This is a genomic window from Longispora sp. NPDC051575 (assembly GCF_040681875.1).
GTDB lineage: Bacteria > Actinomycetota > Actinomycetes > Mycobacteriales > Micromonosporaceae > Longispora.
The window spans coordinates 16,113-37,587 of record NZ_JBFAZP010000001.1; the positions used below are offsets into that span (position 1 = coordinate 16,113).

The following is a 21,475-nucleotide window of genomic DNA, read 5'->3' on the forward strand; positions in this document are numbered from 1 at the left end:
CGTGTGTCCTGGACCCGTGGCGGAGATTCCGCCGACGGCGTGGGTTCGGGCGCCTCGACCGAGGGCAAGTTCTGGCCGAAGACAAAGTCCAACGGGCTCTCGTCCACGGCGTCGGTGGTGCTGTGGTCTCTGGCTGAACTCAAGGCGATGCGACTACCCTGCGTCACCATCTGGAGTGTCGTGGTGGTCGCGAGTTCTCATCTCGATTCATGCACCCGACGTATCCGTTCGCGCACTAGCAATCAATTGCGCACACCGTGCTTGATAATTGTCCCGTTTGAGAATCTGACCCTCGGGGATATGCGCGGAATTGTTCAGAGGGGCTCGCGGCGACCCAACTTCCGTCGGCCATGCGCAGAGTACCCGGGGTGTTCATCTCGACGTCAGAAGTCAGTGCGCCGCACTGGGTCGGGCAGTCGGTCACCCCATCCGCGTCACCTCGATGATTGTGCCCGCCGGCAACAAATGTTGGCGCAACGCTTGATTGATCCTGCTTGATGGACCTACTCTGACTGCATCAGTGAGCACCGAGAGGGGGAACTATCCTATATGCACAGTACGGTCGCCTGCGCGGCGTGCCGGTGACAAAATTGCCTCCGTCCTGCATGGCGGGTGCAATGCCGCAGAAAGGCGGGCCGTGTCCTTCTCGTCAAAGGCGAGGCCCAATTAGCAGTAAACAATATTAATGAAAATGTGTTCTGCGTGTTCGGTGTTGCTAAGTCTGAACACCGAGGTGGCGGGGGCCTGCGAATAGTGGCACTCCAGGCATCTGCCGCGACGCACCACTCTGGTGAGTGGTGACCTGTTCTCTACCCACGTCCGCATTCCTCCCATGGGCTGACTCTCGCAGTGCCGCTACGCACTGTGCGGACTTCGGCTCGGTCTTGGCCGGAGTGGATCGGGGCGTGGTGTGAAGTCCCACCCGTTCGCCCACCCCTCACACCAGTCGGCGGCTCTCGGGCGCCGGCTGGCGCCACTACCCGGCAACGTTGCCAGACAGTGGCTCGGGCGATCGATTCCCGTGGAAAGGAAACCCGTGAAATCCTCGGTGTTGGCACGAACATCCCTCGCGACCGCCCTCACGGTCATCGCCGTACTCCTGGCAACTCCTCCCCAGCTGGCCACCGCCGCGCCCGGCGACGTTGTCGACGGCAAAGCCCGCTTCCAGGTCCTTAGCCCGACCCTGATCCGGATGGAGTATGCCGGAGACACCTCCTTCGAGAACCGCCCCACCTTCAACGCCGCCAACCGGGCCATGCCCGCACCCGCGTTCACCACCGCGGTGGAGGGCGGCTACCGGATTATTCGCACCGGCAAGCTGACCATGCGCTACCTGCAGAACTCCGGCCCCTTCACCGCCGCGAACGTGGCGGTCGACCTCACGGTCGGCACTCAGCCCGTGACCGCCCGACCGTACGCTCAGGGTGCCGGAGCATGTGCCCACGCGGCAGGGTGTGAGGCTGAGAAGCTCACGCTCACCGGCGGGGCCTCCGTCGCCAGTGACCACTCCGGCTCGACCGGGGGCGCGTTCGTCGCCGGGCTGACCGGCACCGGGGCTACGATCGGCTGGTCCGCCTCACCGCCGGCCGCCGGTAGCTACGCCGTGCAGTTTCGCTACGCCAACTCCACCGGCGGCGACGGCCAGAACACGACCCGGACGATGACCCTGAACGCCGGCGGCACCACACGTCAGGTGAGCCTGCCGGTCACCGCGAACTGGGACACCTGGGCGGTCTCGTCCACCACCGTCACTCTGCCCGCCGGTTCGAGCGCCGTGTCGCTGGCCTGCGGGACCGCCGACAGCTGCAACGTCAACATCGACTCCGTAGCTGTCACCCCCGTCGGAGCCACCTACCCGAGTCCCACGCAGGGTCCGGCGTCGGCCAACCTCGGCGGCTGGCGGCGTGGACTGGACGGACAGAACGGCCCGGTCCCGATGGCCGACGGCCTGCTGTCACGCGACGGCTCCTACCTGCTCGACGACACGACGACGGCGATCATCAACACCGACGGCACCGAAACCGCCCGCCCGGGACACAGCGGGCAGCCCTACCAGGACGGCTACTTCTTCGGGTACGGCCACGACTACCGCCAGGGCCTCAAGGACCTGCGCGACCTCACCGGCCCAGCCGTCCTGCTACCCCGCTCGGCGTTCGGGAACTGGTACTCGCGCTACCAGGCGTACAAGGACAGCGACTACCGCGACACCCTCATCCCGGGCTTCCGCAACCACCAGGTTCCCCTCGACACACTCGTCGTGGACACCGACTGGAAGTCGCCCAACGCCTGGAACGGCTGGGAATGGAACCAGAACCTGTTCCCCGACCCCAAGGGCTTCATGACCTGGGCCGCGGGACAGGGACTGAAGGTGTCGCTCAACGTGCACCCCAGCATCGCCACCGGCGACCCGAAATACTCCGCCACCTCGCAGACCGCCGGAGGAACGCTCGTCAACGCCGACTGCTACGGCATCGGCGCCTGCAAGGTGTTCGACTTCCGCAACCCGGCACACCTGCGCGCCTACTTCGACCTGCACACCGCCATCGAACAACAGCAGGGCCAGCCGATCTGGTGGCTCGACCAGAGCCTCGGCGAGGCGGCGCCCACCCGGGCGGGCATGACGGCGGACAGTTGGATCAACGCCCGGTACGCCGCACGCGAAGACGCCGCCGGCCGCCGTGGGTTCGTCCTGGCCCGCATCGGCGGCAACGGCTCGGACTACAGCACGTTCACCCCGCCGCCCACCGGTGCGTGGGGCGAGCACCGCTCTGCCATCCACTTCACCGGAGACACCTCGCCCAGCTGGTCGATGCTGTCCTACGAGGCGTACTTCACCACCCGGGAGGGCAGCGGCATCGGCATGCCCTACGTCTCCCACGACATCACCGGGTTCAACGGCGCCCCCGCCGCGGACCTCTACGCCCGGTGGATCCAGTTCGGCGCGTTCCAGCCCATCCTGCGCATCCACTCCTCCGACACCTCCGCCAGCCGGCTGCCCTGGGACGTGGGCGGCGCGGGAGGGGCGTCGGCGGAGAAGTTCCTGCGACTGCGCGAAGCCCTGATCCCCTACACCTACACCCTCGCCCGCCAGGCCACCGACACCGGACTGCCCATCGTCCGCGGCCTCTACCTCAACTACCCCGAACACAACGAGGCATACGCCTACGACCGCCAGTACCTCTACGGTGACGACGTCCTCGTCGCCCCGGTCACCACAGCCGGCACCGGAACCGTCAACACCACCGTGTGGTTCCCGCCCGGCACCTGGACGGACTACTTCACCGGCCGCACCTACACCGGCCCGTCCACCGCACAGGTCGCCACCACCCTGGACACCATGCCGGTGTTCCTACGGTCCGGCGGCATCATGCCCACCCGCACCGACTACGTCGACCACGCCAACCAGAAACCCCTCAACCAGGTCACCCTCGACGTCGCCGCCGGAGGCAACGGCACCTTCGGGCTCTACGAGGACGCCGGAGAAGGCAACGCCTACCGCAGCGGCGAGTCCGCCAACACCCCCATCGCCTACACCGACAGCTCACACCAACTCACCATCAGTCCCCGCCAGGGAACGTTCCCCGGAGCCGTGGCCAACCGCGCCTGGACGGCGAAGTTCCGCAACGTCCCCAGCGCACCCTCGCAGGTCACCGTCAACGGCGCCGCCGTCACCGGACACACCTACAACGCCACCACCCGGACTCTGACCGTCACCACGAACAGCCAACCGGCCACGGCCACCACCACCATCGCCTACACCCCCGGCATGGGCACCAGCACCGGTCCTGTCATCGGCGTGGGCAGCAACCGGTGCGTCGACATCCCCAACGCCAACCCCGCCGACGGAAGCCCGCTACAGCTGTACGACAGTAACGGCAGTACCGCCCAAACCTGGTCCCTCAACTCCGACGGCACACTGCGCGCGCTGGGCAAGTGCGCAGACGTCGCCGGCGGCGCCGGCACCGACGGCGCGGTCGTGCAGCTCTACACCTGCAGCGGCACCCCCGCGCAGAAGTGGAACTACAACGCCACGACGAAAACCCTTACAAGCATGGGCAAGTGCCTCGACGCCAACGGCGGCGCCACCACCAACGGCACCAAACTCATCATCTGGACCTGCCACGGCGGACCCAACCAACAATGGAACCCACCCGCCTAAACCCTGAAAGCCAGGCAACGCCCCAATAGCCCTGACCAGACGACCAACACAGAACCGTCAGTCGTGCGGCACAGTTCGCCAGAGTTGGGAAGGGCACGGAACCCACCAGCCCTTCCCATCTCGGTCGCGCAGAGAAGGCCGATTGACTGCTGCACCTGCCCCGATGGGAGCACCCCTGCACGGTGGCGGTGTCGATCGATCAGCTGGACCGGCACGCTATTGGCGTACCGAAACCGGAAACCGCCTGCTGAACTTCGTCGGCAGCCATTCAGATCGTTGCACCCCGCCCCTCCCACAGGTCCAACACCGAAGGTCAGAGCCTATTTCACACGTCATCCCTCGCATGCCCAATGTGCCCGGACTAGCTACTCCTGGCGGCCACCCCAACGCGATCCAACGCCCTGACCTGGGCTTTTACTACCAGCTGGACGTGACGCCTCGACTCTCGAGACAGTCATGGCCGCGATCTGGGTACCCCGCCCGATCGGACGACCACGGGTCCGGCCCGACCGTCGTCATGGCCGACAGATGCCTACTCGCCTCGGGCGATCCGCCACCACCTACGACGCCGAGGTATCCGGGCGGTCATCCCGCAGCAGTCCGACCAGGTCGCCCACCGCAAACGCCGCGGCCGGTCCGGCGGCCGACCGCTGGACTTCGACCGCGACGCCTACCAGCACCGCAACACCGTCGAACGCTGCATCAACGCCTCAAACAATGGCGCGGCCTCGCCACCCGCTCCGATAAGACCGCCACCATCCACCGAGCCGGACTTCTCATCGCCGACATCTCCTTCTGGTCAGCATGATCCAGAAGAAACGCCCTAGCTGGGGGTAACGGACCCGAGCGGCGGGTCCTCGGCGGCGTCGCGTGGACGGGTGCCGGGCCGACAGCGCCGGAAGTCGCGACCCGGCGGTTCGACAGCGGGTCGCAACTTTCGGCTCTCCCCCGGGCCGGACGGTGTCGGTAGAGTGATCCGGGTGGATCCCCGCCGCTGGTCGCCGGCGACCCGGTCGTTCGTGTTCGATTCCGCGCTCGGTGTGTTCGCGGCGCTGGTCGCGGTGTACGAGCCCGTGTGCGACACCGCCAGGGGTCTGGTGCCGTGGCAGCCATGGGGCCAGCTGCTCGGCTGCGTCGCCGGGCTAGCGCTGATCCCGCGCCGCCGGTCCCCGGCCTGCTCGGCGGCGGTGGTCTTCGCGCTGTCGGTGGGCTTCCCGTCCGTCGCGGTGTACTTCGCCGGCTACGCGGTCGCCGCCCACGTCACCGACCGGCGGCTGGCCTGGCCGCTGCTGGCCGCGCTGGCCCTGACCATCTCCAGCCCGTGGAACGGCCCCGGTCCGCTGGACGTGCTCGGCGGGGCGCTGTTCGTGTTGTTCTGGGGGGCGATCGGCCAGTACCAGCGCTCCCGGCGCGGCCTGATCCGGACGCACGCCGAACGGGCCGAGCGCGCCGAACGTGAGCAGCACCTGCACGCCGAGCGGGCCCGGCTGCTGGAACGGGCCCGGCTGGCCGGAGAGATGCACGACATGATCACCCACCGGGTGAGCCTGATGGTGCTCCAGGCCGGCTCGCTGCGGACCCGGGCCCCCGACGAGGAGGTCCGGGCTGCCGCCGAGGAGCTGCGCCGGGTCGGCTGCACCGCGCTGGCCGAGCTGCGAGACCTGGTCGAGGTACTGCGGTCGGAGCCCGGTGCCGAGCCGGCGATCAGCACCCGGCCGGTGGTCCTGGACCTGTCCGGGCTGGTCGCCGAATCCCGGGCCGCCGGGGTCGCCGTCGAGCTGACAGTCGAGGGGCTGCCCGCGCCGACCGTGCCGGCGGTGGACCGCACCGGGTGCCGGGTCGTCCAGGAGGCCCTGACCAACGTGCACAAACACGCACCCGGGGCGCGGGTCGACATCCGGGTGCACTACGGCGCCGGGCAGGTCCGGCTCGTCGTGGCCAACACGGCGGACCCGGACGGTTCCGGGATCGCGCTCGGCCCCGGGGGCAGCGGCCTGCTCGGGCTGCGGCAGCGGGTGCAGTTGGTGCAGGGGACGTTCGACGCCGGTCCGACCGCAGAGGGTGGCTTCCGGGTCGAGGCCTTTCTGCCCACCGTGGAGGACGGCGGTCACGCCGACGGAGCCGGGGGCGTGCACCGGGCCGAGGTGGCCCCGTCCAACCCGGAGGTGGCGGCATGATCCGGGTCCTGGTGGTCGACGACGAGCGGCTGGTCTGCGCCCACCTGCGCCGGATCCTGGAGGCCGCCGAGGACATGACCGTGGTCGGCGAGGCGTACGACGGCGCGGAGGCCGCCGAGGCGATCATCCGGCACCGGCCCGACGTCGTGCTGCTCGACCTGCGGATGCCCACCGTGGACGGCCTGGCCACCGTCGAGTGGACCCGCAAGCTGCGCGACCCGCCGAGAGTCGTCGCGCTGACCACGTTCGGGCTGGACGAGTACGTGCTGCGGGTGCTGCGGGCCGGGGCGGCCGGATTCCTGCTCAAGGACACCCCGCCTGAGGACCTGATCAGCCTGGTCCGGGTCGCCGCCGACGGGCACGTGGTGCTCTCCCCCGCCGTGACTCGGGCCCTGGTCAGCGGCCAGGCGGACCGGCAGTCGGCCCGGACCCGGGCGCTGGCCCTGGTCGCCGAGCTGACCGGGCGGGAGGTCGAGGTGCTGACCTGCGTCGGTGAGGGGTTGTCCAACGAGCAGATCGCCGGCAGGTTGTACCTGAGCAAGGCGACGGTCAAGAGCTACGTGTCCCGGATCCTGACCCGACTCGGCTGCGCCAACCGGACCCAGGCGGGCCTGCTCGCCTACGACGCGGACCTGGTGCGCCGGTAGGTCCCGGCCGGACCGAGAGCCGGGACGGTCAGCCACCCGGCTGGCAGCCGCTGGACGGTGTGGCAGGCCGTCCGGGGCGGGTCGGTCCCACCGCCCCGGACGGCCGCGCTTCACGTCAGGCAGATCTGCCGGGTGTAGTCGGCCACCCCGGTGTCCCAGGAGGCATCCAGGCCGCCCTCCTTCACCCACACCGTCTGGTTGGTGCGCAGCACCCCGACCCGGGTACCGGTCAGGGCCAGCTCGGACACGTCGGTGGCGATCCCGTAGTTCCACAGCGCGCTGACGGAGCCCTCCTTGACCCACACCCTCCCATCGGTGCGCACCACGCCGATCCGGTACCCGGACATCGCGAGCTGCCGCACCCCGGTCGCGACCCCGTAGTCCCACGACGCGCCGACGGAACCCTCCTTAACCCACACCCTCCCGTCAGTGCGCACCACGCCGATCCGGTAGCCCGACAGCACGACCTGAGCGACCTGGTCAGCCACCCCGGTGTCCCAGGACGCGTCCAGGCCGCCCTGCTTGACCCAGACGGTGCGGTCACGGCGGAGCACCGCGATCCGGTCCCCGGACAGGACCAGGTCGCTGACGTAGTCGGCCACGACGACCCAGGACGCGCCCAGACCGCCCTCCTTCACCAGGGCCAGGCCGTCGGACGTGACGACCCCGATCCGGCCACGACCGGCATCGAGGCGCAGCTTCACCGCTCCCCGGTACTCCTCGACCCAGGACGCGTCCGGCTGGCCCTCCTTGACGAGCGCCCGACCGTCGGTCAGGAGTACCCCGATCCGGTTTCCGGCGAGGCTCAGCGCCGACACCGCGTCGTGCTGGATCCCACCCCACGGCGCGCTCACCGCGCCCTCCTTGACGATCGCGGTGCCGTCGAGGCGCAGGGCGCCGATCCGGGGGCCGGCGTACAGGCCCAGCTCACGGGTCACGGTCAGGGTCGGCGCGACCGGGCGGTCGGAGCTCGGCGGGGAGGCCGCCGCGGGGCCAATGGCGACAGCCGCGGGAGACAGGAGCGCCGCGATCAGCACGGCACCCAGGGATGTTGCTCTCCGTCGCATAGGTGATCTCCTCACACATGGGGTGCCGCACTGCGCTGGCGGTACCCGGAAGGTTCGATGTGATGGGAGTATCTCCATGCCGCGACGGCGCCAACAATCCTCAAAGGACAGTAGCGCTGACATGGATCGCGATGCTAAGGCACCGGCTGGCGGGCCTCGCCGCCGAGCACGCGGTCCACCCTCGGCCAGGATCCGATTTCCGTGTTGATCTCCGATGGGGATGGGCGATGTGCGGAACGTGTCTATCCGAGAGACGCGCGGTGGGCCGGCGCTGGCCCCGTTCGCGCGTGGCCACCGACCGAGTGTCTTGATCGTGAAGTCGGCCGTACAGCCCCGCGTGCCGGGCGACCCGTTGGACATCCGCACCGGGACGACAGCGACCGCCCTCCGGTTCCCCATCGGCGGGTCAGCCGCAGCGTGCATTGCCGGCAAGCCCGACGATCGGGGGCGTCAGGAGCCACCGCTGCCTGAAGTCGCGTCACCAGAGCCCGTCCGCCGTGGTTGCGATGGCGACGGGACTACTCGGTGTATGAGGTCGAGGCTTTCGCGTCCTCGATCTGACAGGTGCCGCGCGCGGCAGGGTTTCTTCATTCGCAGTTCCCGGGGTGGTGACGGATGGCGGTTGAATGAATGCCCTCGGAATTCACTTTCGTTCACGGAAGCGCAAGTGCGCATGTCAGAACCGAGGTGAATTGATCTCCGATTAGTACCCACGGGTCACGCATTGTCACATTCACTGGTGCAGCCAGCAGCGCATTTTCTACGTGACCCGTGCTGCGGCGATGATCGCCTCGTGATTCGTTAGCGCCTACCGGACAGTTCTATTGCTTAATATTGATCGCCGGACGTCAATTGACGCGAGGGGCCTTCGACCCTCGGAATTACAGGAGGAGTGAAGGTGAATCGAATTCGAAGTTTGTTGGTCGGGTTCGGCGTCGTGTTGGCCGTCGTGGTGATGGCACCGCAGGCCGCGCTGGCACGGAACCAGCCACCAGCCACCTAGCTCAGCGTCGGGTCGGGCAGTGGACCTGGCCCGTCTGACCTGGGCGGGCATCGCCGTGGCGTCAAGCGCGGGCCCTCGTGTCCGGCCGCAGCCGCGCCGCTGCCGCAGACGGCCGATCGGGGACGCCCTTCGTCGGCGGCACCGCGGGGCCTGCCGCGGACGGGTTTGTGCTCACTCATGTGGACGTCCGGATCGATCGAACACGCAAACCACAGGAATCGATACCCTTGACCGCGTTGGGGCGAAGCGGTTCAGGAAGGTCCGCAGACTTCCATTCTCCTTTCACGCCGATCTGGTCATGCATGCCGCCATTGACCGGTACCGAAAAGCTGATCGACGACTATTGCATTGTGCTGCCCCGACGGGGATCCAAGGTCATTCCCATTCACGTCACGACGTACAGAGGAGAAGCTCAATGCGCAGACCACTGACTCGGTGGAGAAGCACGATCTTCGCGACGATGCTGACAGCGACGCTGTCCGCGCTGGTGCTGGCCCTGCCCGGCACCGCGCAGGCCGCCCCCCACGCCGGCCGGCTCGACAGCTCGCTGACGGCGACGTTGCCGTCGGACGCCGCCAGCTCCACCGGCACGCTGCGGTTCACCATCCCGGCGGGCGTGGTCTCCCACACCTCCACGACCCAGGGCGCCAGCACGACGGTCACCAAACTGCCGCACCAGGCGGGCTTGGTCGTCAACTGCACGCTCACCCCTGGCTCGCCGTTCCGCTACTACGGCGGGCCCGGCGGCGGAGGAGTCCAGGGCATCGCCAACGTCAACTGCGACGGAGTCGTAGCGCAGATCACCACCGAGGCCGCCCTGTTCCGCTACTCGACCCAGATCAGCTACAGCACCCGCACCGTCTACAACACCACAGTGGGGAACGCGTTGACGTCGGTCTCCCCGTTCCAGGCCGCCCAGTACAAGCTGGGCTCCATCGCGACGATCACCTGGACCGCAGGCGGCTCCAGCAGCAGCACCCCGCTCATCTACGGTCCGACCGTGACGCTCTGACGATCGCTCCGTCGTCGCACCGGCTCCATCGAGCCGTGGCACCCCCCGGCCCGGCCGCCTCGTCTCACGGGGCGCCGCCGCCGGGGGGTGCCCCGCTAGACGACCGGCCCACCGTTGACATCGAAGAGCCCGAGTGCACCAGGTCGTGGCGCACTCCCGCTGCGGGCCCCGTCGGCTGAGAAACAAGGCCGCGAGTGAAGGCGCAGCCGTGATCCGGGCGCCCCATACGTCGGGTGTCCCAGGGTCAGCGCCAGAACCACTTCTGGTTGTCCTGCCCATTGCACGGCCACAGCTTGACCGGACTGCCCGGGGCAGTGGCCCGGTTGTAGACGTCCGCGCACTTGTCGGCCTGGACGTTGACGAGGTCGTTGGCCGGGTTCAGTCGAAACTGTTGCGCCCGGTTTCCGGTGCAGTTGGCGACCTGCACAGTCGTCAGGTCGGCGGTGGAACCCCAGGCCGCGTCCATGCACAGCCCGACGGAACGGATCGTGCCGTCGGCGACGGCCTCCCAGTGTTGGGCCGGGGAGTTGTCACAGGTGGCGAGCACGAGGGCCGTGCCGTCGGAGCCGACGGTCGCACTCAGGCACAGCCGGGACTGCACGCCGACGATCGCCCGGCCGGGCACCGCCGGGGCCGGCGCCGGAGGTTGTGGCTGCGGCTGCGGCCGGGCACTCGGCCGAGGAGCCCCGGGCGCGTCGGGCTGCTGTCCACCCTGAGCCGGGGCGGCGGGCGGTGCGGTCGTCGTGGCCGGGGAGGCCGCCGCCGGGCCGCTGGGCGACGGGGAGACCTTCACGGGGGTACTCGATGAGCTGGTCAACGGCACCGGCAACGCCGCCGCCCGGGGTTGGGCGGCGGTATCCACACCGAGCGGCAGGGGTGGCGCGAGGGACACGACAGCGGCCAGCCCGGCCGCCGCAGCCAGGGTCACCCACACCCTCGTACCGGGCAGCAATCCCCGGCGGGGCGCGGCCGGCCGCCGGGCGAAGACCGATGCGAAGGTGGGCCGGTTCGGGATCGCGGGCATGGTCACTCCACTCTCAACGGGGCGGGTGCGGCCGACGGCGGCAGGTCTCCGACTTCCAACAGGACGAGCTCGGCAGGGCTGGCCTCGGCCATTTCGGCGACCCGCTGCGCCTGGCGTTCCGTCATCTCCTGGAACACCTGACGGGCGAGCCGACCGTTGCCGAAGCCCTCGGCGCGCGGCAGGGTGTCGAAGTACGCGCCGAGGCCGGAGCGGGCCGCGGCGGTCAGTTCGTAGCGGTGGGTGTCCGCCCGGTGCTCGACGATCGACAGCAGTTGCTCGGAGTCGTAGTCGACGAAGTGCAGGGTTCGACTGAACCGCGAAGCCAGTCCGGGGTTGGCGGCCACGAACCGGCCCATCTCGTCCGGGTAGCCGGCCGCGATCACCACCACGTCGTCCCGGTGGTCCTCCATCAGCTTGACCAGGGTGGCGATCGCCTCCTGACCGAAGTCGTTGCCCCCGCCGACCGGCACGAGGGAGTACGCCTCGTCGATGAACAGCACTCCGCCGAGCGCGCTGGTCACGGCGGCCGTCGTCTTCGGGCCGGTGTGGCCCACGTACTCGCCCACCAGCGCGCTGCGGTCCACCTCGACCAGGTGGCCCCGGCGGAGCAGGCCCAGGGCGCGCAGCAGCCGACCGTAGAGCCGGGCGACCGTGGTCTTGCCCGTGCCCGGGTTGCCGGCGAACACCAGGTGCCGGCTCAGTGGCGGCGCGGGCAGGCCGGCCTCCTCGCGGCGGCGGACCGTCTGCATCAGCTTCACGAGCGCGCCGACGTCGCGCTTGACCCGGTCCAAGCCGACCAGGCCGGCGAGTTCGCCGAGCAGGTCGTCGAGCGACTCGTCGGGCTCGGGGTGGACGTCGGGGGCCGGCGGTACGGGCGTACCCGACGGGGCGGAGGTGAGGGCCAATGGCGCGGGCACGAGCTCTCCCGCGTTGAGGAAGGTGGGTGTCGCTCCCTCGTCGGCGCTCAGCTCCTGCGGGGAGTCCAGTACTCGGCAGTCGTCGAAGACCGGGTTCGCGCCCTTGCCGACGTGCAGCGCCGGGTAGCCCGCGGCGCGGACCGTACACCGGGTGAACAGGCCGGAGGCGCCCTCTGCGACGAACACCCCGTTCTTCGTGGTGTCCGCGATCGTCAGGTCGCTGACCTGGGGCCGCGAACCGGTCCAGGCGACCAGCCCCGAGCCGCCGCTGCCGTGGATCGCACCGCCGGCGATCCGGACCTCCTCCGCCGTGTCGACCACGACGCCGGCGGCCCCGGCGGCGACGACGCGGGTGTCGGTCATCGTCAGGCCGCCACCGGTGGTGACGTCCACGCCGACCCTGGTGGGGCGGTCAACGACGCAGCCGGCGACCTCGGTGACCGCCGTCGAACCCGCCCGGATCCCGGTGTCGGCGGACGTGATCCGACAGTCGCGGACCTCGACGGCGGCCCGCTCGGCCGCGTGCACGCCGGACATGGCCAGGTCCAGCAGGTCGCAGCCGGCGAGGCTGACCTGTGCGTCACCGACGGCGTGCACACCGTGCTCGGCACTGTCGCGGACCTGGCAGCGTGCGAGGAGCACCCGCGCGTCGCCGGCCGCGTGCACGGCGCTGAACCGGGCTGTGACCAGCCGGCAGTCCGTCAGCTCCGCCGTGGACGCGCCGCCGGCGAGGAGGAGGTTCGCGCCCGCGCCCCGGACCAGGCAGCCGTCGGCGGTCAGCACCGCGTCGTCGCGGACGACGAGCCCGCTGGCGGCCGGTGCCTCGAGCCGGCAGTCCGTCAGCCGCACCCGGGCCCGGCCGGTGGCCTGGACCCCTGCGGCCCCGGCCAGGGCGAGCAGGGTGTCGGTGGCTGCCAGCTCGGCGGAGTCCTCCAGCAGCAGGCCGCTGCGCCCGGTGGCCTCGATCCGGCAGTCGGCGAGCACGGCCCGCGCCGAGCCCCGGGCCCGCAGCCCCGAGCCGCCGGTGCCGTGCACCCACAGCCGGCGCGCCGCCAGTACGGCCGTCCCGGACAGCAGCACGGCGGTGCCGTCCACGGCCGTGATCCGGACGTCGTTGAGTTCGGCGCGGACCCGGCCCGACAGGTGCAGGGCCACCTGGCCGGCGCCCTCGATCCGGACGTTGTCGAGGACCAGTGCCGTCGCCGGGGCGTGGGTGCCCTCCTCCGGCTCGGGGTCCGGATCCGCCGACCCGTCGCGCGCCTCGATCCGGCCGCCGCGCAGCACCGTGTCGCGCAGTACGAGGCCGCCGCCGTCGAGGAGTTCGACCGTCGGGGTGGAGTCGTCCCCGCCGTACACGAGCAGGTCGCGGACCTCGCAGTGCGCGGCGCCGACGGTCAGCGCCGGGCCGCCGGCCGCCGGGCGCAGTTCGACGGTGCCCGGGCCGGCCGCCGCGCACAGGGTCAGCGGGTGGTCGAGGCGGACGCTCTCCCGGTACGTGCCCGGTGCGACGAGGATCGTGTCGCCGGGCGTGGCGGCGCGCACCGCGTCTCCGATCGAGCGGTGCGCGCCCCGGCCCTTGGCCGCCACGAGGAGTGCCGGGCGGTTCATCGGGCGTAGTACCAGGGGTTGTCGTGCATGCGGTACTCCTTGAGGAGGGTGGCGGTGAAGGTCTTCTCCAAGATCCGCCAGGGCAGTTGCAGGGCGAACTCGGCGACGCCCTGCCGGTGGAAGAGCCGGCCTCCGCCACCGGCGAACAGGGCGGTCTTGAGGATCGAGCTGGACGCGGCGGCCGTGACGCCCGCCGCCATGCTCAGCAGTCCGTCGTAGACGGCGGCCCCGCCGGTCAGGAGCACCGTGTTGCCGTTCTTGTCCGTGATGCCGAACACGGCCGCGTTCATGCTGCCGTTGACGAAGCTGGTCAGGCCCGCGACCGGCACGTTGAACGCGAAGTCGTAGGTGCCGCCGCGCCACCGGGTGGCCGTCTCGTTGCCGGCCCATTCGTTGCTGTAGTGCTTGTCGTGGTTGAGCGGCTTGCGGAACCACGGCTTGCCGCTGTCGAGGTTGGCCAGGCCGTTCTTCCAGTCGGCGGAACGTTGCATCCGGCCGAACCGGTTGTCGTGGACGAGCGCGCCGACCCCGGTCTTCAGGGACGCGCCGACCGCGGCGTTCGCGAAGGCCTTCAGCACGTCCTTGCCGTTGAACTGGGTGCCGGCGATGGCGTCCACGATGGCGTTGACCCCGAGGTTGGCCGCGAACTCCAGGAGGAACTCCTGGGTGAACTCCAGCGCGATCTTCTCCATCGCGAGCTTGACGTAGGGCTGGTAGAGGGCCTCGGTCGCGTGGGTGGCCGGGTGGCGCAGCTCGCCGCCCCACTGCATCCGGTTGGCCTCGCGGACCCGGCGGTTCCAGCCCCGGACCTCGGTGACCGCGCCCCGGTAGTCCAGTTCGCGGCCGATGGGTCCGTGCTGGCCGCCGAGCACGTCGAACACGTAGCCGCTGTCGGAGCGCTGGGCGACGACGTTGCCGTGGGCGTCGTAGCGGTTCCACTGACCGCGCCACGCGTCGCGTTCGAGGAAGCCGCCCGTGGTCAGCGCGGAGCGTTCCCGCACCACGGTGCCGAAGTCGAACTCGCGCCACACGTGCGGCGAGGGCACGTGCAGGGGCCCGCCCGGGTGGTACTCCCGGACCCGGTGCACGAGCGCGCCGGCCGGGATCTCCCGGACCAGGGTCGCCGGGCCGGCCGGCGGCACCACCGAGTCCCGGAACCGCACCGCCCCGTCGTGCCAGCCTGCGACCCAGGCGTTGGCGTCGGCACGCCACCAGGTGCGTTCCAACAGGCCGGCCGGGTAGTCGCGGACGTTGCCGAACTTGTCGGCCTTGTGCCACTCCCAGCGGAACCCTCCGGCCGCACCCGCGTCGGGCACCCGCCAGCTGTCCACGTGCCCGCCGCCGTCGAGCATCCGCCGGTCCCGCACGAGGCTGCGCACCCCGGCGGCGTCGACCGTGAAGTCCCGGAACGAGTCGTCGAACGCGGTGTCGGAGCCGTTGAAGCCCCGGTCGAACTCGCGGATCCCCGTTCGGGGCGCGCCGGCCGGAGCGTCGAGGTCCGTCCAGGTCCAGGTGCGCGAGTCGGTACGGGCGTTGTAGCCGGACCAGTGCCACCGGCCGGGGTTCACCGGCGCGTGCGCCTCGATCCGGTGCCCCTGCCCGCCGCCCGGCACCGGCCAGCGGTCCTGGCGGCCCAGCACCGTGCCGTGCGGGTCGCGCAGCACCCAGTGGTCGGTGCCCTCGTGCGCGCCGAGCCGACCGGCTATCGAACCGTCGGCCGCGCCCGGGGTCATCGGGAGGCGGAACTCCTTGACCGTGCCGTCGGCGTACCCGGCCCGGGCGACCCGCCAGCCGCCGCCTCCCGGGGTGTACCAGTCCCCGCCCTGCCGCTGCGGGTGGTACACGTCCTCCCAGATCCGGCCGTCCGCGTTTCCGCCGGGCGCGACGTCCCTGCGGTGCCCGGACAGTTTCCCCGCACCTTCCGACCAGGGTGTCGCCCCGGGGGCCCGGGGCGTCTGGGCGGGCAGGTCGACCCGCCCGTGGCCGACGTTGAGGGTGTTGCCGTGGTCGAGCTTTCCGGTGAACCGGACCAGGCGGCCGTTGGCGGCGAAGTCGTAGACGTTGTCGCCCATGCCGACGAACCGGAAGCCGGTGCTGCTGTTCGGTCCGACGGTATGCGTCCAGGTGAACAGTTGGAAGTTCGTGTCGGACCGCAGGAACCGGTTGGCCCCGAACACCTGGCCGTCGACCCCGGCCAGTGCTCGGCGCACCCAGTGCGGAGGGCGCTGCTCCGACCAGCGGTGCGTCTCCAGGGTCGAGCCGTCCGGGAGGCGTTCGCGGCGGCCGGCGTCCTTGCCGTGCGGGGAGTGCTGCTGCCAGGTGTCGAGGCGGTTGCCGCCTGCCAGGTCGTGCTGGCGGTACATGCCGGCGTTGGTCGGGGTGTGCGCGGGGCCCCACTGGCGTTGGACGTACTCGCCCGGGTTGCCGTGCGCCACGCGGTCCGTCCAACCCCCGTCGGCGTCGCGGACCCGGGGGCCGTGGGCGAGTCGCTCGCCGGCGGCGTCGTACCGGTGCCAGGTCCAGTGCCCGAGCGGGGTGCGCAGGCCCACCACGTCGCCGCCGCCGAGCGCCTGGCGGAGTTCGTGCCGGTCGCCGCCGGTGTGGCTGACGTCGCGCCAGGCCACGGCGGAGTTGTCGGCGTGGCGGAGCCCGTGGTCGACGACCCGACCGTCGGCGCCGAATTCCGTCCAGTGCGGCCGTTGCGAGCCCCTGCCGAAGGAGTCGTCGAACCGGCGGACCACGTCGAGGGTCGTACCGCCCGCGAGGGGTCGGCTGTCGAAGACCTCCCCGCCGGTGTCTGTGACCAGGCGCAACCGGCCGCCCCCCGCCCCGGACGCGTCGACGGTGCCGCGCTGGAACGGCCCCGGGTTGGCGACCGGCCCGGCGGCGTCGTGCAGCAGCCAGGTGCGCGGTGTGCCGTCCTGCGGCAGGGTGAGCACGAACTGCCGGCCGGTCGGCGCGCCGTCCCGGACGATGTTGATGCCCTGCCGGGTCATCGCCCCGTCGGCCGCGAAGGTGCGGAACTCGCCGAGCTTCCCGACGGACTGGTCGGTGACCTGGAAGCCGGCGCCGTGCGGCTGGACGGCCAGGTGCGGGACCGTCTGCCCGGTGCGCACCTCGACCCGGCCGGCGCCGCCCGCCGCGGGGGTGACGCCCAGGTGCCCGGTGGCCCGGCCGTCGATGGTGCGCAGCGGCACCCCGGTCTCCGCGAGGCCCCCGGCGTTGTCGAACCGGTGGAACGCCCCGGCCCCTTGCAGGTCCGTGAACTGGAACCCGGTGCCGTGCGGCGTCAGGGTGTACCGGACGCCCGTCACCTCCCCGTGCACCGCCCCGCCGCCGACCGGCGTCACCACGAACCGGTCCGGCAAGGCGGCCCCGCCGACGGCCCGCGCCGGCGCGCCGGTCTCGGTGAGCACGCCGTGCCCGTCGAACCGGGCGAAGGCGTGTTCGGCGTTCTGGTCGGCGATCCGGAAACCGGTGGCCTCGACCGTGACCTGGTAGTGCCCGGCGGTGGTCTCGATCGTGTTCGGGCCGTGCGGGGGCGTGAGCAGGAAACGGTCGGGCAGGGCGGCCCCGCCGGCGTCGCGGAGCGGGGTGCCGGTGCCGGTCAGGACACCGTTGCGGTCGAAGCGGTGGAAGGCGTGCTCGGCGGCCGGGTCCGCGATCCGGAAACCATGGGCGTCGGCCAACACTTGGAACCGGCCGACCGTGGTCTCCACCGACGTCGCACCGCCTCCGGCCGGGCGCAGCAGGAACCGGTCCGGCAGGGCCACCCCGCCCGCGTCCCGCAACGGGGTTCCGGTCGCCACCAGGTTGCCCTGGTGGTCGAAGCGGTGGAAGGCGTGATCCGCGCCGGGGTCGGCGATCCGGAAACCGTTGGCCTCGGCCGTGACGCGCAGGTGCGCGGCGGCCTCCACGGTGGCCTGGCCGCCGCCGGCCGGGGTGACCAGGAAGGTACCCGGCACCGGCGTGCCCGGCGCGGTGAACAGCGGCGTGCCGGCGGCGGTCGGGTTGCCCTCGGCGTCGAACCGGTGGAACGTCCCGTGCGCCGCCGGGTCCGTGACCTGGAACCCGGTGCCGTGCGCCGTGACAGGGTGCAGGGCCCCGTCGGTCTCGATCCGGGTCGGCCCGGTGGTGGGCGTGACCGCGAACCGGCCCGGTAGCGGTCGGCCGTCCACGCCGTGCAGCACCCGGCCGGACTCGGCGACGACGCCGTCCGGCTGGAATCGGTGGAACCCGTCCCCCAGGTCGATCTGGAAACCGCCCTGGTGCGGGCGGACCGGCACGGTCAGGGGGGCGCCGGTCTCGTCGAGCAGCCTCGGCGCGCCGCCGGTGGTGTCGACCCGCAGGCCGATCGGCTGGCCGACGTCGTCGCGCAAGGTGACCAGGCCCTGGACCGGGACGTCCGAGTCGCCGACGGGCCTGGAGAACACCGGGCCGGCGCCGACGAGGCGGGGCCGTTCGCGCACGGAGTCGCGGAGCAGCTCGCCGAGCTTGCGGTCCATGGCACCCGGGTGCACGCCGAGCCGGCCGAGGTCCCCTTCGAGGCGGTCGACGCGGGCCACGGCGGCCGTGTAGCTGCGCTCGGCCGCGAGCTCGAAGGCTCCGGGGCCGCGCGAGGACTCCCCCTGCCGGTGGGCGAGGTCCGTCCAGGTCTGTTCGGCGCGGGCCAGGTCGTTGCGGGCCCGGGTGTAGGCGGCCCAGGTCTCGATCCGTTGGGCCCGGGCCGGGTCGTCCAGGGCGCCGAACGCGCCGCCCAGGCGTTCGCTGTCGTAGTGCCAGGCGCGGTCGAGTTCGGCTGCCGTGAGCCTGCCCCGATTGCCCGCCGGTGCGGGTATGTGGCCTCCGGAGTGCGCGGGACCGCTCCGGGCCGGGCGTCCGTCGAGGACGGTGTGTCCGGGGCCGCCCTGCCCGCCGAGGTGCACCGTGCCCGGCGGGAACGAGAGATCCTTTTCGGGTACGCCCGGCACGCGGCCGTCCGGGGTGGTCGGATGCCCCACGGGCCCGGGGCCCGCTCCGTGTTCCACCGGCCCGGGTCCCGAAGGCAGGTCCCCCCTACCCGGTCCGGAGGACGGTTCCGCCCGCCCGGGTCCGGATGGCGGATCGACCCGCCCGGGACCCGAGGGGAGCTCCACCCGTCCGGGGCCCGAGGCCGGATCGACCCGGCCGGGACCGGTGGGCGGATCGACCCGGCCGGAGCCTGGCGGCAGGTCGGTGCCCCGGGTGGGGGCCGGCGGGGTGTGCGTCGTGCCGTTGGCGGGGAGCGGGTCGACGGCACGGTCGCCGGTGCGCAGCGGGGCCGGCCCGTGCAGCAGGTCCAGTGCGGAGTCGACCGTGGACGCCGGCACGTGCGGGGCCCCGGGCGGCGGGCCGGACGCGACCTGGGCCGGGTGCGGCGGTGGCACGGTCGGCGTCGCCCGGACCAGGGCGTGCGCGTCGGGACCGCTGGACCGGCCGGCCGTGACCGGGGAGCCTGGCCCGTCGAGCACCCGGGCGGGTTCGCGTACCGGGGGCGGGCCGCTGAGGGCGTCGGTCCGGGGCGGGGACGCCAGCGGCGTACCCGGAAGATCCGCTCTGCCGCCCGACAGCCCGGCGGTCGGCGGCGGTCCGGCGGCGTCGATCCGGCCGCCCGAGCCCGCCAGGCCGCGCACCTCGACCGTGGCCGGGGTGCCGAACGCGTGCGCCGGATCCAGGCCGGGCCGCACGGCTGCCGGGGTCGGCTCGACGAGCCGGTGGACGTCCAGCTCCCCCGGCCGCACGTGCACGGGCTCGCGGCTGACGACCGGCGGCAGGTCGAGGGACACGTGCCGGGCCCCGACCGCCTGCCCGGTGTGGTCGCCGATCCGCCCGCCCGCCCCGTGCAGCCCGCCGGGGGCCCCGGTCAGGGTGTGCGTGGCCGTGTTGCCGCCGGCCAGCAGGTCGAACGAGGCCAGCACGGTCGGACTGTGCCCGGCACCGCTGAGGCCTGGCGCGTTGGACAGCGGAGCGTGCGTCACGGCCACCGACGTCGGCGCGGAGTCGACCAGGGAGTGCACTGGGGTACTGGTACGGCCCGCGCCGAACCCGGCCGCGATGTCCGCCCCCGGCAGGGTGCGCACCCCGGCCGCGCCGCCGAGGTCGCCGAGCACGGCACTGGCCGGCACGTGCAGCCCGGACGGGGTGCTCAGCAGCGTCGACGGGCTGATCGGGGTGTGCGGGGTCAGCCCGGACAGGGACACGCCGGGCGAGGACGCCAGGTGCGCGGCCGGCGACTCCCCCGGCCGGACGTGCAGCGCCGAACTGATCCCGGCCGCGTGGTCGGTGTTCACCAGGGTGTGGCCGGCCCCGATCTCCCCCATGCTCCCGATCCGGGCCCGCGACAGGGTGTCGACCGGCGACATCAGGACCGTGTCGAGGGTGCGCACCGCGTCCCCGCCGAGCCTGATCGTGTCCCCGAACGACGTCCCCAGGTGCAGGTTCTGCAGCGTGGGCAGGGTCAGGTGCCCGCCGCCGATCGCCCCGAGGTGCGGGGTCTGCACGGCCGGCGGCACGGACAGCTCCCCCGACCGGAGGGTGGACAGCTCGAAGTGCCCGGCGTCGACGTGCTGCTCGGGCATCGGCACGTGCGGGCGGGGCAGGCCGAACAGGCTGCGGCCGAACACCCCCCGGTCGACGACGGCCAGCCGGGTGGCCTTCCACACCCCCAGGTGCAGTTCGTCGGCCTCGGCGGGCAGGAACAGCCGCAGCCACCGGTTGCCGCCGAACTCCCGGTTGAGGAACGTCAACGTGCTCGACCCGAACCGCGACAGCGCGCCGGGCACGGCCGCCACCACCCCCGGGATCGCCCGGACCCCGCTGACGACGACCAGGCCGCCCCGGGTCAGGGTGGTCAGCGCGAACTTCGGCAGCGCGGTCAACCCGCCCCGCAGCCACAGCGCCCCGCCCTTGAGCCAGCTGCCGCTGACCTTCACCAGGTCGTGCAGGCCCGGGAACAGCAGGAACGGGTGGCTGACCAGGTTGCGGAACCCGTTGCCCACGAACCGGAACAGCGTGATCGCGCCGGCCTTGAGCCCGTTCCAGACGAACTTGGACCCGGAGGCGATCAGTTGGAAGATAGGCACCGCGCGGGTGGTGGGGGCGATGATGCCCAGCGCGGACAGGAAGAACTCCAGGGCACTGGCCTTGCCGTGCGCGAAGTCCACGGCGGTCTTGATGAACAGGGCCAGGTTGACCCCGATCGCGACCAGGGCGATCGGGCCGCCGAAGACCAGGGCCGGCAGGATCAGCGCGATGGCGATCCACTTGAAGATCTCCCAGAACTCCTCGCACCCGCTCACCGGCGACTTGATGTTGCGGTACGCCTCGACGATCTTGGTCCGGGCGGTGCGGGCGGCGGCGTCCTGGCTGGTCCCGGCCGTGCGGGCCGTAGTGGCCAGGGAGGTGAGCTGCGGGTCGTCCTTCGGCAGCCCCCGGCCCTGGCTGAGCGCGTTGTCGGCCCGCCACTGCTCGTCGCGCAACGCGGCCACATACGTGGTCAGCGCACCCGAGGTCCACTCGAACGCCTCGGCGATGCTCACCACGAACCCGCGCAGCCGGCCGCTGATCTTGTCGCGGAGCGCGTCGGCGGTCTTGCCCGCGAACGCCTCCGGCCCGGTCTTGTCCAACACCGCCGCCAGCCCGGTGTCCACCTCGCGGGCCGCCCTGCCCAGCTCCCGGACCGAGGCGATCACCTCGTCGAGCCGGGCCGGGTCGCCGGGGGTCGGATCGGCGTGCAGGCCGAGCACGGTCCAGTCGGTGGGCCTCGGTGCCATCGTGGACCCCCTCTCCGCGCCGACGGGTCCACTGTGACCACGTACGGGAACCGGGATCTGTTCACGGTTCG

8 protein-coding genes are annotated in these 21,475 nt (G+C 71.9%); 4 read left to right on the forward strand and 4 right to left on the reverse strand.

What is annotated here, in order from left to right; genetic code table 11:
• Positions 1-1,048 precede the first annotated feature (1,048 nt).
• The 3 genes from AB0M43_RS00060 to AB0M43_RS00070 all read left to right on the forward strand — a co-directional run bounded on the left by AB0M43_RS00060 (position 1,049) and on the right by AB0M43_RS00070 (position 6,983).
• Entirely contained in the window at positions 1,049-4,159 is a 3,111-nt protein-coding gene (locus AB0M43_RS00060; RefSeq protein WP_363719540.1) for a TIM-barrel domain-containing protein, read from the forward strand.
• A 980-nt stretch (positions 4,160-5,139) separates the two neighbouring features.
• Complete coding sequence (locus tag AB0M43_RS00065; protein ID WP_363719542.1) at positions 5,140-6,336, forward strand: histidine kinase; 1,197 nt, start codon at positions 5,140-5,142, stop codon at positions 6,334-6,336.
• A complete protein-coding gene (locus AB0M43_RS00070; RefSeq protein WP_363719545.1) occupies positions 6,333-6,983 on the forward strand; it encodes a response regulator transcription factor in 651 nt (216 codons plus the stop codon). Before AB0M43_RS00065 ends, AB0M43_RS00070 begins: the two co-directional genes overlap by 4 nt.
• A 110-nt stretch (positions 6,984-7,093) precedes the next feature.
• Here AB0M43_RS00070 and AB0M43_RS00075 read toward each other — a convergent pair whose 3' ends face one another.
• Positions 7,094-8,050, reverse strand: coding sequence for a hypothetical protein (locus AB0M43_RS00075; protein WP_363719547.1), 957 nt, complete (start codon positions 8,048-8,050; stop codon positions 7,094-7,096).
• 1,463 nt (positions 8,051-9,513) lie between these two features.
• On the opposite strand from AB0M43_RS00075, the gene AB0M43_RS00080 reads away from it, so the two are divergent.
• Positions 9,514-10,065: a hypothetical protein gene (locus AB0M43_RS00080; protein ID WP_363719549.1), complete on the forward strand. Its 552-nt coding sequence runs from the start codon at positions 9,514-9,516 to the stop codon at positions 10,063-10,065.
• Between the two features lie 244 nt (positions 10,066-10,309).
• Here AB0M43_RS00080 and AB0M43_RS00085 read toward each other — a convergent pair whose 3' ends face one another.
• From AB0M43_RS00085 to AB0M43_RS00095, 3 genes are read right to left on the reverse strand one after another with little or no spacing between them, the layout of a single operon-like run.
• Positions 10,310-11,089 carry an RICIN domain-containing protein gene (locus AB0M43_RS00085; RefSeq protein WP_363719551.1) on the reverse strand — a complete coding sequence of 260 codons (780 nt, stop codon included), beginning with the start codon at positions 11,087-11,089 and terminating at the stop codon, positions 10,310-10,312.
• 2 nt (positions 11,090-11,091) lie between these two features.
• Complete coding sequence (locus AB0M43_RS00090) at positions 11,092-13,614, reverse strand: right-handed parallel beta-helix repeat-containing protein (RefSeq protein WP_363719553.1); 2,523 nt, start codon at positions 13,612-13,614, stop codon at positions 11,092-11,094.
• Positions 13,611-21,404 (reverse strand): hypothetical protein, encoded by a 7,794-nt coding sequence (locus AB0M43_RS00095; RefSeq protein WP_363719555.1) that lies wholly within the window; start codon positions 21,402-21,404, stop codon positions 13,611-13,613. The genes AB0M43_RS00090 and AB0M43_RS00095 overlap by 4 nt, the downstream gene beginning before the upstream one ends.
• Positions 21,405-21,475 lie beyond the last annotated feature (71 nt).

Coding starts and splice junctions, on each gene's coding strand:
- AB0M43_RS00070 (WP_363719545.1), top strand. CDS start 6,333: ATGATCCGGGTCCTGGTGGTCGACGACGAGCGGCTGGTCTGCGCCCAC.
- AB0M43_RS00075 (WP_363719547.1), bottom strand. CDS start 8,050: ATGCGACGGAGAGCAACATCCCTGGGTGCCGTGCTGATCGCGGCGCTC.
- AB0M43_RS00080 (WP_363719549.1), top strand. CDS start 9,514: ATGCTGACAGCGACGCTGTCCGCGCTGGTGCTGGCCCTGCCCGGCACC.
- AB0M43_RS00085 (WP_363719551.1), bottom strand. CDS start 11,089: ATGCCCGCGATCCCGAACCGGCCCACCTTCGCATCGGTCTTCGCCCGG.
- AB0M43_RS00090 (WP_363719553.1), bottom strand. CDS start 13,614: ATGAACCGCCCGGCACTCCTCGTGGCGGCCAAGGGCCGGGGCGCGCAC.
- AB0M43_RS00095 (WP_363719555.1), bottom strand. CDS start 21,404: ATGGCACCGAGGCCCACCGACTGGACCGTGCTCGGCCTGCACGCCGAT.